The 15161-nt window shown below is 51.6% G+C and carries 14 protein-coding genes, 1 tRNA gene and 2 pseudogenes; 7 read left to right on the top strand and 10 right to left on the bottom strand.

Features of this window, described 5'->3' with window-relative positions; all coding sequences use genetic code 11:
* Nucleotides 1–58: 58 nt before the first annotated feature.
* From deoA to mrdA, 4 genes are all read left to right on the top strand, one after another.
* Nucleotides 59–1381 (top strand): thymidine phosphorylase, encoded by a 1323-nt coding sequence (gene deoA / locus FD744_RS17505; protein WP_160868851.1) that lies wholly within the window; start codon nt 59–61, stop codon nt 1379–1381.
* Between the two features lie 91 nt (nt 1382–1472).
* Nucleotides 1473–2696, top strand: a complete 1224-nt coding sequence (gene deoB, locus FD744_RS25380) for a phosphopentomutase (protein WP_034828490.1) — start codon at nt 1473–1475, stop codon at nt 2694–2696.
* 33 nt (nt 2697–2729) lie between these two features.
* Nucleotides 2730–3443, top strand: coding sequence for a purine-nucleoside phosphorylase (gene deoD / locus FD744_RS25375; RefSeq protein ID WP_034828492.1), 714 nt, complete (start codon nt 2730–2732; stop codon nt 3441–3443).
* A gap of 286 nt (nt 3444–3729) precedes the next feature.
* Nucleotides 3730–5607 (top strand): penicillin-binding protein 2, encoded by a 1878-nt coding sequence (mrdA, locus tag FD744_RS17495; protein WP_160868850.1) that lies wholly within the window; start codon nt 3730–3732, stop codon nt 5605–5607.
* A 101-nt stretch (nt 5608–5708) separates the two neighbouring features.
* On the opposite strand, the gene FD744_RS17490 is transcribed toward mrdA, so the two are convergent.
* The 5 genes from FD744_RS17490 to FD744_RS17470 all read right to left on the bottom strand — a co-directional run bounded on the left by FD744_RS17490 (nt 5709) and on the right by FD744_RS17470 (nt 10020).
* Complete coding sequence (locus FD744_RS17490; protein WP_080748190.1) at nt 5709–6419, bottom strand: GGDEF domain-containing protein; 711 nt, start codon at nt 6417–6419, stop codon at nt 5709–5711.
* The gene (locus tag FD744_RS17485) at nt 6416–6802 is read right to left on the bottom strand and encodes a DUF1987 domain-containing protein (RefSeq protein WP_034828496.1); all 387 of its coding nucleotides are present in this window, start codon (nt 6800–6802) and stop codon (nt 6416–6418) included. Before FD744_RS17485 ends, FD744_RS17490 begins: the two co-directional genes overlap by 4 nt.
* A 7-nt stretch (nt 6803–6809) precedes the next feature.
* Nucleotides 6810–7361 (bottom strand): SiaB family protein kinase, encoded by a 552-nt coding sequence (locus FD744_RS17480; RefSeq protein WP_097118104.1) that lies wholly within the window; start codon nt 7359–7361, stop codon nt 6810–6812.
* A gap of 10 nt (nt 7362–7371) precedes the next feature.
* Complete coding sequence (locus tag FD744_RS17475; RefSeq protein ID WP_034828500.1) at nt 7372–8595, bottom strand: SpoIIE family protein phosphatase; 1224 nt, start codon at nt 8593–8595, stop codon at nt 7372–7374.
* Nucleotides 8596–8697: 102 nt separating this feature from the next.
* Nucleotides 8698–10020 (bottom strand): PAS domain-containing methyl-accepting chemotaxis protein, encoded by a 1323-nt coding sequence (locus FD744_RS17470; protein ID WP_160868849.1) that lies wholly within the window; start codon nt 10018–10020, stop codon nt 8698–8700.
* 194 nt (nt 10021–10214) lie between these two features.
* On the opposite strand from FD744_RS17470, the gene FD744_RS17465 reads away from it, so the two are divergent.
* A tRNA-Phe gene (locus FD744_RS17465) sits at nt 10215–10290 on the top strand.
* A 261-nt stretch (nt 10291–10551) separates the two neighbouring features.
* On the opposite strand, the gene FD744_RS17460 is transcribed toward FD744_RS17465, so the two are convergent.
* Both FD744_RS17460 and FD744_RS17455 read right to left on the bottom strand, forming a co-directional pair.
* Nucleotides 10552–10794 (bottom strand): TIGR03758 family integrating conjugative element protein, encoded by a 243-nt coding sequence (locus FD744_RS17460; protein ID WP_160868874.1) that lies wholly within the window; start codon nt 10792–10794, stop codon nt 10552–10554.
* A 27-nt stretch (nt 10795–10821) separates the two neighbouring features.
* Nucleotides 10822–11112: pseudogene (locus FD744_RS17455) on the bottom strand (RAQPRD family integrative conjugative element protein); the annotation flags it as partial.
* A 102-nt stretch (nt 11113–11214) separates the two neighbouring features.
* On the opposite strand from FD744_RS17455, the gene FD744_RS17450 reads away from it, so the two are divergent.
* Nucleotides 11215–12015, top strand: coding sequence for a hypothetical protein (locus FD744_RS17450; RefSeq protein WP_160868848.1), 801 nt, complete (start codon nt 11215–11217; stop codon nt 12013–12015).
* Between the two features lie 128 nt (nt 12016–12143).
* Here the strand turns inward: FD744_RS17450 and FD744_RS17445 are convergent, their stop codons facing one another.
* The 3 genes and pseudogenes from FD744_RS17445 to FD744_RS17435 form a co-directional block, all read right to left on the bottom strand.
* The gene (locus tag FD744_RS17445) at nt 12144–12635 is read right to left on the bottom strand and encodes a type VI secretion system tube protein TssD (protein ID WP_160868847.1); all 492 of its coding nucleotides are present in this window, start codon (nt 12633–12635) and stop codon (nt 12144–12146) included.
* Between the two features lies 1 nt (nt 12636).
* Nucleotides 12637–12912 (bottom strand): hypothetical protein, encoded by a 276-nt coding sequence (locus tag FD744_RS17440; protein WP_160868846.1) that lies wholly within the window; start codon nt 12910–12912, stop codon nt 12637–12639.
* Nucleotides 12878–13396 (bottom strand): annotated as a pseudogene (locus FD744_RS17435) (DUF2778 domain-containing protein). The gene FD744_RS17440 and the pseudogene FD744_RS17435 overlap by 35 nt, the downstream one beginning before the upstream one ends.
* 482 nt (nt 13397–13878) lie before the next feature.
* Between FD744_RS17435 and FD744_RS17430 the strand changes: the two are divergent.
* The gene (locus tag FD744_RS17430) at nt 13879–15060 is read left to right on the top strand and encodes a DUF2235 domain-containing protein (protein WP_160868845.1); all 1182 of its coding nucleotides are present in this window, start codon (nt 13879–13881) and stop codon (nt 15058–15060) included.
* Nucleotides 15061–15161: the final 101 nt, after the last annotated feature.

Genomic DNA, 15161 nt, shown 5'->3' with positions numbered 1-15161 from the left:
CAATGGCGACCCAAATAATGTTTGGTGCATTTCACAGCAATCTCCCGGGGAGGCAACCTTGTTCCTGCCACAAGAAATTATTCGAAAAAAACGCGACGGCCAGCCACTGAGCGAAGCGGAGATCCGTTTCTTTATCAATGGCGTGCGCGACAACAGCGTATCAGAAGGTCAGATTGCCGCGCTGGCAATGACCATCTACTTCCACGATATGAATCTTGAAGAGCGCGTGGCGCTGACCATGGCGATGCGCGATTCCGGCTCGGTGCTCAACTGGAAGTCGTTGAACCTCAACGGCCCGATTGTTGATAAGCACTCCACCGGCGGTGTGGGCGATGTGACTTCGCTGATGCTCGGCCCGATGGTGGCAGCGTGTGGCGGTTATGTCCCGATGATCTCCGGGCGCGGCCTCGGCCACACCGGCGGCACGCTGGATAAGCTGGAGGCCATCCCCGGTTTCGATATCTTCCCGAGCGACGATCGTTTCCGCCAGATCATCAAAGATGTCGGTATCGCGATTATTGGCCAGACCAATTCACTGGCCCCCGCCGATAAACGTTTCTACGCCACGCGTGATATCACCGCTACCGTTGACTCGATCCCGCTGATCACCGCCTCGATCCTTGCCAAAAAACTGGCGGAAGGACTGGATGCGCTGGTGATGGATGTGAAAGTCGGTTCCGGTGCTTTTATGCCGACCTTTGAAGCTTCGGAAAATCTGGCGCAGGCGATTGTTGGCGTGGCGAACGGCGCGGGCTGCAAAACCACCGCGCTGCTCACTGACATGAATCAGGTGCTGGCATCCACCGCCGGTAATGCGCTGGAAGTCCGCGAAGCAGTACAGTTCCTCACTGGCGAGGCGCGCAACCCGCGCTTGCTGGAAGTGACGATGGCGCTGTGCTCGGAAATGCTGATCTCCGGCAAGCTGGCCGACAACGACGCCGAAGCACGACAGAAATTGCAGAACGTGCTGGATAACGGTAAAGCGGCGGAAGTGTTCGCGCGCATGGTGGCGGCGCAGAATGGTCCGGTGGATTTCATCGAGCGGATGGATAGCTATCTGCCTGCCCCGACCCTGAGCAAAGCGGTGTATGCCGATCGCGCCGGGATTGTCAGCGCCATGGATACCCGTGCGCTGGGCATGGCGGTGGTGTCGCTGGGTGGGGGGCGTCAGCGTGCCAGCGACAGCATTGATTACAGCGTGGGCTTAAGTGACATGACCACGCTCGGCACGCAGGTTGATGCACAGCGCCCGCTGGCGGTGATTCATGCCGCGTCGGAAGCGCAGTGGCAGCAGGCTGCGGAAGCGGTCAAAGCGGCTATCACGTTGAGTGATAGCGCGCCTGCGGAAACGCCGGTGGTCTATCGCCGCGTCAGCGAGTAACGCTTCTTCGTGCCAGGCAGCGGCCATTCGGGTATACTGATCTGATCGCTTTTTTTTGACTTGTCATCGCGCCATTGCGCAGGAGACTTGCATGAAACGTGCTTTTATTATGGTTCTCGACTCCTTCGGGATCGGCTCCAGCAAAGACGCCGATAAATTCGGTGATGAAGGATCGGATACGCTCGGCCATATCGCCGAAGCGTGCTTCGAAGGCCGCGCCAATGAAGGTCGCGAAGGCCCGTTGCATCTGCCCAACCTGACCGCGCTCGGTCTGGGTAAAGCCGCTGAACTCTCTACCGGCCGCTTCCCGCCAGGCCTCGACGCCAATGCTGAAATCATTGGTGCCTACGCTTACGCCAGCGAACTGTCATCCGGTAAAGATACGCCGTCAGGCCACTGGGAAATCGCCGGCGTGCCGGTACTGTTTGACTGGGGCTACTTCAGCGACAAAGAGAACAGCTTCCCGCAGGAGCTGCTCGATGTGCTGGTAAAACGCGCCGATTTGCCGGGTTATCTTGGTAACTGCCATTCGTCCGGTACGGTGATCCTCGACCAACTGGGCGAAGAACACATGAAATCCGGCAAGCCGATTTTCTACACCTCGGCGGACTCGGTGTTCCAGATTGCCTGTCACGAAGAGACCTTTGGTCTGGATCGTCTGTATGAGCTGTGCGAAATCGCGCGTGAAGAGCTGACCAACGGTGGCTACAACATCGGCCGTGTGATTGCGCGTCCGTTTGTCGGCGACAAAGCGGGCAACTTTGAGCGTACCGGCAACCGTCACGATCTCGCCGTGGAACCCCCTGCGCCAACCATGCTGAAAAAGCTGGTGGACGAGAAGGGCGGCGAAGTGATCTCCGTGGGTAAAATCGCGGATATCTACGCCGAGCAGGGCATCACCCAGAAAGTGAAAGCTACCGGGCTGGATGCACTGTTTAACGCCACCATCGAGCAGATGAAAAAGGCGCCGGACAATTCCATTGTCTTCACCAACTTCGTTGATTTTGACTCCACCTGGGGCCATCGTCGCGATATCGCCGGATATGCGGGAGGTTTAGAGTTCTTCGACCGTCGTTTGCCGGAGCTGATGGCGCTGGTGAAAGAGGGTGATATTCTGATCCTCACCGCCGACCACGGTTGTGACCCAAGCTGGAAGGGCACCGAGCACACGCGCGAGCACATCCCGATTTTGATTTACGGTCCAAAAGTGAAGCCAGGATCGCTGGGTTATCGCGATACCTTTGCGGATATCGGCCAGACCATTGCGAAGTATTTTGGCCTGTCCAGCATGGACTACGGCAAAAGCCTGCTGTAAAACAGCCCACCAATTTTAAAAAGGAAAATAACCATGGCAACGCCTCATATTAATGCAGAAATGGGTGACTTCGCGGACGTGGTGCTGATGCCGGGCGATCCGCTGCGCGCTAAGCACATCGCAGAAACCTTCCTGGAAGATGCGGTTGAAGTGAACAACGTGCGCGGCATGCTGGGTTACACCGGGACGTACAAAGGCCGTAAGATTTCGGTCATGGGCCACGGTATGGGTATTCCATCCTGCTCGATCTACACCAAAGAGCTGATCACCGATTTCGGCGTGAAGAAAATCATCCGTGTCGGTTCCTGTGGCGCGGTGCGTGCCGATGTGAAACTGCGTGACGTGGTGATTGGTCTGGGTGCTTGCACCGATTCCAAAGTGAACCGTATGCGTTTCAAGGATCACGACTTCGCGGCGATTGCGGACTTCGACATGGTGCGTAACGCGGTTGATGCCGCCAAAGCGCTGGGTGTGGACGCACGCGTTGGCAATATCTTCTCTGCTGACCTGTTCTACACGCCAGATCCGCAGATGTTCGATGTGATGGAGAAATACGGCATTCTGGGCGTGGAAATGGAAGCGGCCGGTATTTACGGCGTGGCGGCGGAGTTCGGTGCTAAAGCGCTGACCATCTGCACCGTGTCGGATCATATCCGCACGCACGAGCAGACCACGGCGGCTGAGCGCCAGACCACCTTCAACGATATGATCAAGATCGCGCTGGAGTCGGTGCTGCTGGGGGATTAATCCCGTCTGTTTTGTTCGGTGCGCTTCAACGCGCACCTGACGAAACGCACCCGCGCACAGGGTCGTCATGGGTGGCGACCTTGTTCTTCTTCGCGCGAAATGAATCCTGCCATTTATCACCACCTCGTTACTCACCGCTCGGAATCAGCGAGACCACTCAGGGCGACCTGAACCTCTTCTCGTAAACATCTGACACACTTTTACCCAGGCTTGTGCATCTTCGTGCTGGCTCTAAAGCCATCTCTGCTTATCATTAGCGTGATAACAAAGAGACTAAGCCCCCCTGATGAATTTCCGTAATTTCGAAGCTGAAGAAAAACTGTTTGTCCGCCGTGCGCTTGTCGCTTTTGCTCTGGTCGTCATCTGTTTCATTATCCTTGGCGTTAACCTGTATCGTCTGCAGGTGGATCAGCACAGCTATTACCAGACGCGGTCCAACGAAAACGACATCAAAATGATCCCCATCGCGCCAACGCGAGGGTTGATCTACGATCGCAACGGTATTCCGCTGGTGCGTAACGTCACCTGGTACGACATCCTCGTGACGCCTTACAGAATCGACAATATGCAGGAAACGCTGAAGCAGCTGACGCCCATTGTCGACCTGACGCCGGAAGAAATTGAAACCTTCGAGCACGAACTCAAACAGAACAGCCGCTATAAGCCGGTCGAGTTAAAAGCAGAACTCACCGATGAGCAGGTGGCGCGCTTCTCCGTCAATCAGTTCCGTTTCACCGGCGTGGCCATCGACACCTATGAGGACCGTGAGTATCCCTATGGCGCCGATTTAGCTCATGTGGTGGGCTATGTTTCCAAGATCAACGATAACGATTTCAAACGCCTGAATGCCGAAGGCGTCGGCGAAAACTATGCTGCTGACCACAACATCGGTAAGCAGGGCATTGAAGGCTATTACGAGTCCATTTTGCACGGCAAAACCGGTTATCAGGAAGTGGAAGTGGATAACCACGGTCGTATTGTGCGCGTGCTGAAAGAAGTGCCGCCGGTTGCCGGCCAGAACGTCTATCTGACGCTGGATTTACATCTGCAGCAGTACGTTGAGAGCCAGCTCGCCGGCCAGCGTGCGGCGGCGCTGATTGAAGATCCGCGCGATGGCAGCGTGCTGGCAATGGTATCTGCGCCGAGCTATGACCCGAATCCGTTTGTAAAAGGCATCAGCTACAAAGCCTACAAAACGTTGCTGCAGGACAAAAATCTGCCGTTGATCAACCGTGTCACGCAAGGCCTGTATCCACCGGCCTCGACAGTTAAACCCTATATGGCGATGTCCGCGCTGCTGACCAAGGTGATCACCCCAAGCTTTACTATTTTTGGCGCGCCGACCTGGACCCTGCCAGGCACCGATCGTAAATATCGTGACTGGAAAAAGTCGGGGCATGGCACGCTGGATGTCACCAAGGCGATTGAGGAGTCGGCGGACAGCTTCTTCTATCAGGTGGCGTTTATGATGGGCATCGATCGTATTCACACCATGCTGAGCCAGTTTGGCTACGGCAAACCCACCGGCATCGATCTCAATGAAGAGTATTCAGGATTGCTGCCAAGTCGTGAATGGAAGCAGAAAGTGCATAAACACGCATGGTATCAGGGCGATACGGTGTCGGTGGGAATTGGGCAGGGTTACTGGATTGCGACGCCGATTCAGATGGTGAAAGCGCTGGTAGCACTGCTCAATAATGGCCGGGTGATTAATCCGCACCTGCTGGAAAAATCGCAGCGTGGTAAGGAACAACAGCTTTATCAACCTAAATTGCCGCAACCGCAAATTGGCGATCCAAAATCACCGTATTGGTCGCTGGTGCGTCACGCAATGTTCGGTATGGCCAATGCACCGAACGGCACCGGTTATAAGTATTTCCACACCGCGCCTTACGGCATTGCGGCGAAGTCGGGGACGTCTCAGGTGTTCAGTCTGAAGCAGAACCAGGTCTACAACGCGAAAATGATCCCGACGCGCCTGCGTGACCACATCTTCTATACCGCGTTCGCACCGTTTAATGATCCGAAAGTCGCAGTGGCGTTGATTCTGGAAAACGGGGGAAGTGAAGGGGTGACGGCAGCACCGTTGATGCGCAATATTCTCGATCACATCTTCCTGCCACCACCGTCTGAGCCGCCGGTAGAAACGGCGCAGAAAAATTAATTTGCGCGAGATCGCACCCAACGTCGCGGTGCGAATTATCGCGCGATCCTGAACGGTAATGCTGATCTCTGCGCTATAAATGCTGTCGCGACAAGGCTCTTCTAGCGGAAGAAAACCCGGTTGCGACCGTGGTTTTTCGCATCATATAGCGCGGCATCAGCATTGTTATACAGGGTTTCGAAATCAGAACCCGGTTTGCCGTAGCTCACGCCGAGGCTGGCCGTCACTAACTGACCCGGCAGCACCGCCAGTGGCGAGGCGTTCAGGGAGGCGTGAATCGCGCCCGCGACAATCACCGCGTCCGATAAACGGTAGTGCGGCAGCAGCACGGTAAACTCTTCACCGCCAATACGGCCAATGCTGGCATCTTCCGGGCAGTGCGTCTGAATACGCGACACCAGGCCGCAAATCACCTTATCGCCCATCGGATGCCCGAACTCATCGTTGATCTTCTTGAAGTGGTCGATATCGAGAATGATCAGCGCCGCCGGGCCATTGCTCAACGTATTCGTAATACGCTGAATGATGGCACCGCGGTTCCAGACAGCAGTGAGTGGGTCGTGGCTGGCTTTGTATTCCAGCTCCTGAGCCAGTTGATGCAGCTGCTCATTGACGCGGTTCAGCTCGCGTTCAGCACGGTCACTGCGCGAGATCATGCGATAGGTCTCGCGCATCAGGCGCTGATAGTGGCGATTAACGTTCAGCAACGCATTACGATAATCATCTGCACTGAGCGAGGTCTGAGCCGCAACATCCTGAGCGCGCGTTAGCACCTCGCTCTCTTCGCGAAACAGCTCATTCAGGTCCATCATGAGGCCATTTCCGCTCGCAGATTCACCTGCAGATCGGTAAAGTCCAGCGCCAGTTCCTGGCCGAACTCTTCAGACACATCATCTTCTTCATCAAAGAACCAGTTGAGTTCAACCTTCTGGCCTTTCTGCGCCAGCTGATTGAACAGATCAAACAGGCTGAACAGCATTTTGGTGCTGGAGCTGTTGAAATAGCGCAGGGCGATATTAGCTTCAATCTGGCCGCTTTGTGCGGGTTGCCAGCTTTCCAGCGCATCCAGCAACGGACGGTAGAAGGCGGCGGCGTTTTCCGGCCAGGATTCTCCGCGCAGGGAAAACTGACCGCTTTCGAAGTCAAAATTGACCTCGGGAGTGCTTTCTGTGGCAGCAATAACAAGGTTTTGCATAAACAATTCAATCCTGGTGAATGGTGGCTTTGAGCCAAAACGTGGCGTAACCACTGGACTCCAGCGGACGCAGTTCATACTCCAGCGGTTCACTGACATCACGGGCAAGTGTCAGTAATCCTATGTTGGCCCCTTTGCTTGTGGCAGGGCTCTCAGCTCGCAGACCTACGCGGTATGCTTGTTTGATCTCTTCATTGCTCATGGTACGCAGCAAATCCAGCCAGTAACGCAGCTGCTCACAGGCGACTTCATCAACCTGATTGCTGCTTTCCAGCACGTAGGTGTCGCCATCTACGCGCAGCGTAACGGTGCCGAAGCGAAAATCCTGCTCGGCGTGGTTCATGACGCGGCTATCCTGCGAATAACGCAGGATATTCTGTACGATTTCAACAAAGCTGGAGAACAAGCGGCGGCGCACTTTCACCGGTGCCTGCTGGTTCTCCAGAAAGACCTTAATCACCTCGCCCATGGCGGTGATGTTCTGCGGCGAGAAGAAGCCAGTATAGTGCAGTGCAACGCTTTCTGGCGGTACGCGGCTAAGGGTTGAACCTGAGTTCATAAGGTGCTCATTAATAACGGAAGCCAAACCAGGTGACGTCATCGCGTCGCGGCTGGTTGCCTTGCCAGTTGAGAAATTCCCGCTCAAAGGTCGCTGACAACTCGTCCATCGGCAGGGTTTGATATTGTGTTACCAGCGTCTGAATGCGCTTTTTGCCAAACATAATATGGCGTTCACCGCCGGGCTGATCGGTCACGCCATCGGTCATCACCAACAACATATCGCCGGGATGCAGCGTGCGTTGATGTTCCGGCCAGATGTAATCCTGCGGCGTATCGGTGTAACCCACACCGACGCGATCGGCCTTGAGCGATTCCGCTTCGCCAGCGGCCGGATGTAACAGCGCATGCATACGTGCGCTGGCCCAGCTGAGTTGATGTTGGTGAGTATCAAGGCGTAGCGCGATAGCATCACAGCCGTCATTGGAGAGCGACGTTTGCTGCGTGGCATTGAGCTGCCCAAGGGTTTGTTTAATATGACGATTCAGTGATTGCAGCAGATCGGACGGTGCCCGACGGTTTTTCTGCAGCGCGTTTTCCAGCGCGGATTGCAGGATCACCGTCATAAAGGCACCCGGAATGCCATGGCCGGTGCAGTCGGCAATCAATGCCAGCCAGCCGTGTTCATCCTGATGGAATGCATAATAGTCGCCGCCTACGCCATCGCGCGGCTGCCAGTGCAGGCACCAGTCATTGAGCTGCTGGGCCATTTGCTGTTTTGAACGATCAAGCATCGCGTCCTGAATCACGCGCGCGTAATCGATACTCTGCAAAATTTGTTGATGCTGTTGCGCCTGCAAATCGGAGACGGTGCGGATCAAATCGATCCCCAAACCGATGCCGATATAGCGGCCCTGTTCGGTCAAAATAAATCCGTCGGTGACCGATTTATCACCGGTTGCCACCACCTGATGCGCCACCTGATCCAACTCGGTATCGGCATCAATCACCAGCGGCTCTTTGTCCATAAAAGCGATGCAGCTTTTGCGGTCATAGAGTTCGCGGAAGAAAGGGCGCGTCATCTGTGACAGGAAGATATGGCGGTTGATCATGCCAAACGGCGTGCCGTTCTCGATCACTGGCAAACCGATCAAATCTTTGTGTTCAGTAAACAGAGCCATGACCGCTGTGTTGTCCATGGCTGGACTGACAAACGGCACCTCAATGCACAGCGAACGCGCACGGGAACGGCTCGACAGGGAGTTTAATCCTGCGCGTAAATCAGGCAGCTGCATAAGAATTATTCTGGCATTGATTAGGATTTATCCTAGATTACTGCACTGCCATGACAGTTTTATGTCACAGCAGTGCAATAGAAGAAGAGAAAGCAGGAAAAATTACTCTTCTTTCAAGGCCTCAGCCACATGACTGATGGCGCGCACCACTTCGCTGGAGCTGCCGCGAATCTCAGAGATCACGCCACCCGCTTCTTTGGCTAACACGACGCCATGATCGGCACGTTTCAGGTTCGATTCGATGCCTTTTAACGCTTTTTCGGCGAGAGTGTGATTATGCTGAACCATATTCTCGATCTCGGTAGTCGCGCGGTTGATGTTTGCCGCCAGCGTGCGCACCTCGTTAGCCACCACGGCAAAACTGCGACCGTGCTGACCCGCTCGGGCGGCTTCCACCGCGGCGTTTAGTGCCAGCAGGTTAGTCTGATCGGCAATGCGGCGAATGCTCTCGACAATCGCACCAATGCGGTCTGAGGATTCGCTGAGGTTACTGATATCGCCGGAAATACCGTGCAATTCGCCCGCCAGTTCATTGATGGTTTGCACACTGTTTTCAATCACCGTGGCACCGAGGCGTGTGCTCTCGCTGGTTTGCAGCGCCGTTTGATACGCCTGCTGTGCCGCCTCGCGCTCCAGATGGTTCTTCTCCACCTGCGCGGTAACATCAGTGGCGAATTTCACCACTTTGTAGAGTTCGCCGGCTTCGTTGAACACCGGGTTATAAGTGGCACGCAGCCACACGGTGCGACCCAGCTTGTTGACGCGCTCAAACTGTCCGGAGATATATTCGCCCTGATTCAGTTTGTGCCAGAAGCGGCGATACTCGTCACTGTTACGCATCTCCGGCGGGCAGAACTGGCTGTGATGGACGCCAATCACCTCATCGCTACGATAACCCATGGTTTTAAGGAAATTGTCATTGGTCATCAGCACTTCGCCTTTGAGGTTAAAGGCGATGACCGCCATCGAACGCTCAATGGCAGTAGTCATGGCGCGCTGCTCTTGCGCATCAATAATCCGTGCGGTGATATCACTCGCCAGCTTAACGATTTTAATCACCCGGCCGCTGCGATCCTGCACCGGCACATAGTTAGCCTCCAGCCAGATGGGACGGCTGTGTTTGGCAACGCGCAGGAATTTATCGCTGAAACCTTCGCCCCGGTTCAGGCGGCGCCAGAAATCGCGATACTGCGGGGATTGGACTAAATCAGCCGTACAGAACATGCTGTGATGCTGGCCGGCGATCTCCTTCAGCGTGTATCCCATGCGCTCCAAAAACAGTTCATTGGCGGTGAGAATGTGGCCTTCCGGCGTAAACTCAACCATTGCAATCGCCTCCTGCAACGAGCTGAGCGTGGCGCTGCTGCGAGCGCGCTTCTGCCACGCCAGGCGTGACATTATTCCCGATGTAATAGTGCTAAACATGGTGGACCTTATAATTGGAATTTGTCGTCAAATCGGTTATCGGCGGCTGTGGTTAAAAATTCACCACTAAAGTTGGTAGTTGCAGAATTTTTTTACCGGATGGTCTGAAGGTTGCTGTAAAAGCCAGCAGTCAGCGGATTTTTGCTGAAAAGCGTTTGACGGTGCGGCCTGAGTAGGGTTTAATGCGCCCCGTTGCCCGGATAGCTCAGTCGGTAGAGCAGGGGATTGAAAATCCCCGTGTCCGTGGTTCGATTCCGCGTCCGGGCACCAACATTCTGAAAACCCAGCCTTTATGGCTGGGTTTTTGCTTTTGTGGGTTTCCGAAATATCTTCAGGCATAAATCCAATAACAGTTCCCCATTTCATCCTCCGCGCTTTAATTATGCACAGATGTCTCCTCCCCCCGTTCGCAGCACAACCAATCGATAATCTGTCCTTATCCAGCCTCCATTTAAAGTGAGGCAAGCAACAAACTCTAATTTCATTGAACACTCCTCTTTGACGGGTAAAGGCACTTCGAAAATGTCTGCGTTAACTGGCGAACATCCAGATGCAGACGAGCAGTAAAGCCACAGAACGGATAACAAATCGGGAAAGCGCGGCATCCCTAACTTTGGTATTTGCCCAGCCATGCCAGACATCTACCGCCGCCCACGCTGCCCAGAGAAACAGCACGCATAGTAGTAGCCCAACAGACACCAGATACAGAACGCTAATATCGATGTTGCCGGATGCCGTTTTAAACGCGTTTATCTGTGCGGCGGTCATCGCCATAGCGGACGGCAGGCATTGCGTGTAGTCGCCGCTGACCTTGCCGTAATCCAGCGGCTGCGCACGTGAAGGCTGCGTGTGGCGGTCTATTCCTGCACGCATGGTGTTGAGGTCTTCATTGGCTTTCTTGTAGTCGAACAGGTAACGGCGGCGGTTATTGGGATCGGACTGCGCAGCGACGGTGCGGGCACGGTCGAGAGAGAGCTGGACTTGGTCGAGTAAGCGTTGGGTGGAGGCGAGTTCGTCGAGTTCGCTGGCACTAACATTTAGACTGATGACAAACAGGCTTACACTCAGTTTGATTAAACATTTATTTGTCATTATTGGCTTCAGAAATGTATCTTCGTAAACCAAACTTAGTTCTTCTTATCAATCGATTTGATAAAAAAATAATTATTAACTTAACAAGTTTTAGAGGTTTTAATGGACGGGTTAGCAGGAATGGTGAAAAAGGCAATGATTGAAAGTATTGAGAAAATACCAACAAATAAAGATAACGTAGATAAGTTTAAGAAGCATGGCGGAAGTGTTTTAACATTCTTGATAATGCACTTCATTTGCTTCCCCTTTGTGACTTGGTGCCTTCTTATTAATTACATGACTAAAAACTCCTTTTTTAGTTATGACATTATTTCAGAAAACTTTTTTGCTGTGTCTATCACTACAACTTTTCTGATGGCGATGCTTGGGTTCTTTTCTTTAGCACTGTGGGGTTGGGTTGGATATAAAATATTAGTATCAAAAGGTATCCTAAACCATGAGAAAGGAGCCAGCATTACTCTTCTCGTTGTGAATGCTTTTTTCATTTTCATCATAATTCTGCAGTGTTTTATAGCAAGTAATCGAAACATAGCATTATCAGCCTCGTTTCTTTCCCTGGCACTTATCATTTATTACAGTTACTATTTTTCATCCAGTTTCAGGGTAAGACTTGTAATGATAGGTTTTCTTGGAGGTCTTTCAGCATTCTTTATTTTTGTTTACGGCGATTTCTCAGCAGCTTTTTTCGGTAAAGCATTAAATATGTTCGGGCTAGGTGGGGAACGTAGAGTGAGTGTTATCTTTAATGACAGAAGTTATGAAAGCCATGATGGTAAACTCTTATTATTAACACCTGACTTTATATATTACGTTGAAAATGACAGAACCATAGTTGTTCCAATGCAAAGTGTAAAAAGCTTGGATATTCCACCTCTAACAAAATCAAAGAAAGACAACAAGTAATTACGGTGAAAGTAAAACTTGTCGCGCCGCAACCTCGAATGACCTGCTGACAACGTCGTACAAAGTCGAAATTTGTACGTCGTTGTCCTGCCTGTTTATAAACATACAGCAAGTAGCAATAGCCGTTACTATGCTGTAGGACGCTCATTCCATGCATCGGTGTACTGGATGTTGCTATCCACAATCCGCCACGTGATTTTCTCATACTGCAGACTGACGCTTTCCGTATGGTTCAGTTTGTCGTTGCCCGCCAGCTTCACGTTGGCTACGCCGCAGTTAACGCCGGTGACTTTAACGTTTTCCATCAGCACCGTGTAATAGCACACCTCTTGGCCTGCATCGCTGATGTTGTAGAAGCGAAGTTCAGCACTTTTTAGCGTCTGTCCGGTGGCTGCAGCCTTGTAGAGATAAGGCGTAGAGCTATCCACCTCTTTCTCAATCATCATTGATGAATGCTGACGAGTACCGGTGATTTTACCGTTAGACCCGTCAACCGGCAGGTTAATGCCGTGGCTCATGCCGATAATTTCAATGCTGCCTTCACGGTCGTGAACATCGACAGATCCTCGAATATCTGCGCCACCATCGTCTTTAAGCCACATATACGGGGGGATTGGCATTTTACTTGCTCCTTGTTTTTTTAATTAACTTCATGATTGTTAAGTAAACAACTGTAGTGATGGACATCACGATGACAAAACCAATGTAGAAATAGGCGTCGTAGAGGGTTTCGATATTGGATTCGCCGCTGATAAATATGGCAACCTTGCGGGCGAAGTCCTGAGAGACGTACGTCTCAGCACCACCGAGCGATCTGCCCACAACAAGCGTTATTAGTATGAAGAAAACGCATTTTGCGGTTCTACGGGCAAGTATTTGAGCTATTGGCCAGAACATCAATTAATCCTCGGGCCATAAGCGAAGGCTTGCTTGGTATAGACACCATTGCAGTGTTCATAAACGCTTGGCGGATTCGTGCATAATCGGAGTTATGGGGAATGGTGATGCAGCCTTCTGATATGGTTCCCGGATGAAGCCTGAATAATTCGCGGCGCACGCCTTCATACCATGTTTCATCGTCTATGGCTGAGTCCTCGCGGTAGAGTGCAAACTATTCACTTCGACCAAAGGCCACGCCGTTCACGTTTTTATTCCAAGTATCCTGTAGTTCAGCCTTACGCTTGCCAAAGAAACCACCCGCACCGCGATCAACAACCCAATATCTTCCCGGTGGCAACGGACCGTCACCCGGAACAGCGCCGCAGCCCCCTCGATTGCGGTAAGCGCCACCACCAGAGAACGCCATGAAAACGCCGACGCCATAGATGTTTAGCGGTGCGTAATCTGCGCCGTTCAGAATAAGTTTTCCATTCAAAGCCATAGCTCACCCCATATCCATATAGTAACTGTGTGTTATGGTGGGTGAGATTGCTTTTTAGGTCCAGTGATTATTGTGTTTATTATGTGAAGACATTTTTGACAGGTCATAGGTGAAGAGCTGACAGCTATGTACTATTCAGACTGATGAGGTGCTAATGCTGTGAAATTTTCTTTAAACTGATATGTCGTTATATGTCAGAAGCCGGGTACTCCTGATTATGCCTAGATCACATTCTGGATCAGGTTCAGAAACGATCGTCGCTAAATCTGCAATGCATTAATTGGCGGAGAGCAAGTCAGACGATCAGTGGAATTAGTCTTATTTTAAATCGCTAGATGAACGGTTTAATCTCCCAATGTTCTATAATATGAGATGCTCCTCGTTAAACAGGATAGTCATGTCTAAGGCGAATTCACTTAACATGCATTTAATAACCTGTTAGCAGTGCTCCTCCCCCTCTTTTCGAATTGTGAGGTTGTGATATGCGCCATTTGTTTGTATGTCTTGATGGTACGGGCAACAGCCCGGGGCAAACCGACATGGAGTACATCGTTAGGAATAAATCCCCGATGAGTACTGTCGAAAGCAACGTGCTAAAAATATGGTGTGCTTTGACCGGAAATAAAGAAAAATATAAGCCAGCGGATCTCATCAACAATGAGGAATATAAATACTATGGTCTGGTTTCTTCCCTAAAACTTGGTGATGAATATTTGGGTGAAGCACTTTATATAAATGGAGTGGGTTCTCAGGGTGATAAAGGAAAAATGAATTTTGAGGGTGCAACGGGCTCTGGGACAAGTGCACGAATTCTCGATGCGTACCGGTTTTTAGCAGAACGTTATACATCTGGTGACAGAATCTATCTCTTCGGGTTTAGCCGCGGAGCATTTTCAGCGAGGAGCCTAGCCAGTTTTATACATCATTTGGGTATGCCAAAGAGTAGAAGGATTATTCCTGAGAAGGAATTACCATCATTGTGGGCATCATACCGTGAAAACCGTTCTTACAACGGTGGACTATCCTCGTCTTTGACAGGGAATAACTCGGTAGAGATTGAGTTTCTGGGGCTTTGGGATACCGTAGGTTCATTGGCATTCCAGGACACTTTTAACAAATTTCACCAGATGTCGCCTAAAGGAATAAAGCATGTTCGGCATGCTCTCGCCCTCGATGAAGTTCGCCCGCATTTTTCACCGATGTATTGGAACAACTTAAATGAGTACGGACAGGTTGTTAAGGAAGTCTGGTTTTGTGGGGTCCATAGTAACATTGGTGGAGGATATCAGGTTGCGGGCCTGTCAAATATCTCCTATGTCTGGATGATCCGTGAGCTTGCCGAAGCCTCTGGGTTTCCAAGGGGGTTGGAAAAGGTGCCAGAATACTCAGCCGAGGCTTATGAACCAGCAGGTGAAATGCGTGACTCATATACAGAATTTTACGGTGGCCTGAAAATTGTTCTTGCTACCCTAAAAGGTGGAATGGAAGTGCGTAAAATCACTGAACGACAGACATTCCATCCCTCTGTGTTCGAATGGATGAAAATGGGTTGGTACAAACCAAGAGCCATCCTACAGGGGGGCGATCCAGTGACAATTGATTATATTAAAAAGTTTCTGATCAGCGCCGCTGACTGGCCTCTGGAGGGAGAATTATTTGAATAGTGCCATACATTTTCTTCCGCATTCGAATACACTCCGCTTTTAGCGGAGTGTATTATATGAATGATTGTTGATTTGATCTCACAATCATATCCTTACATGCT

It is taken from the genome of Pantoea sp. Taur (genome assembly GCF_009830025.1).
Lineage (GTDB): Bacteria > Pseudomonadota > Gammaproteobacteria > Enterobacterales > Enterobacteriaceae > Pantoea > Pantoea communis.
Note: the sequence above shows the minus strand (reverse complement) of the source record. Positions and strands in the feature narration are given on the sequence as shown.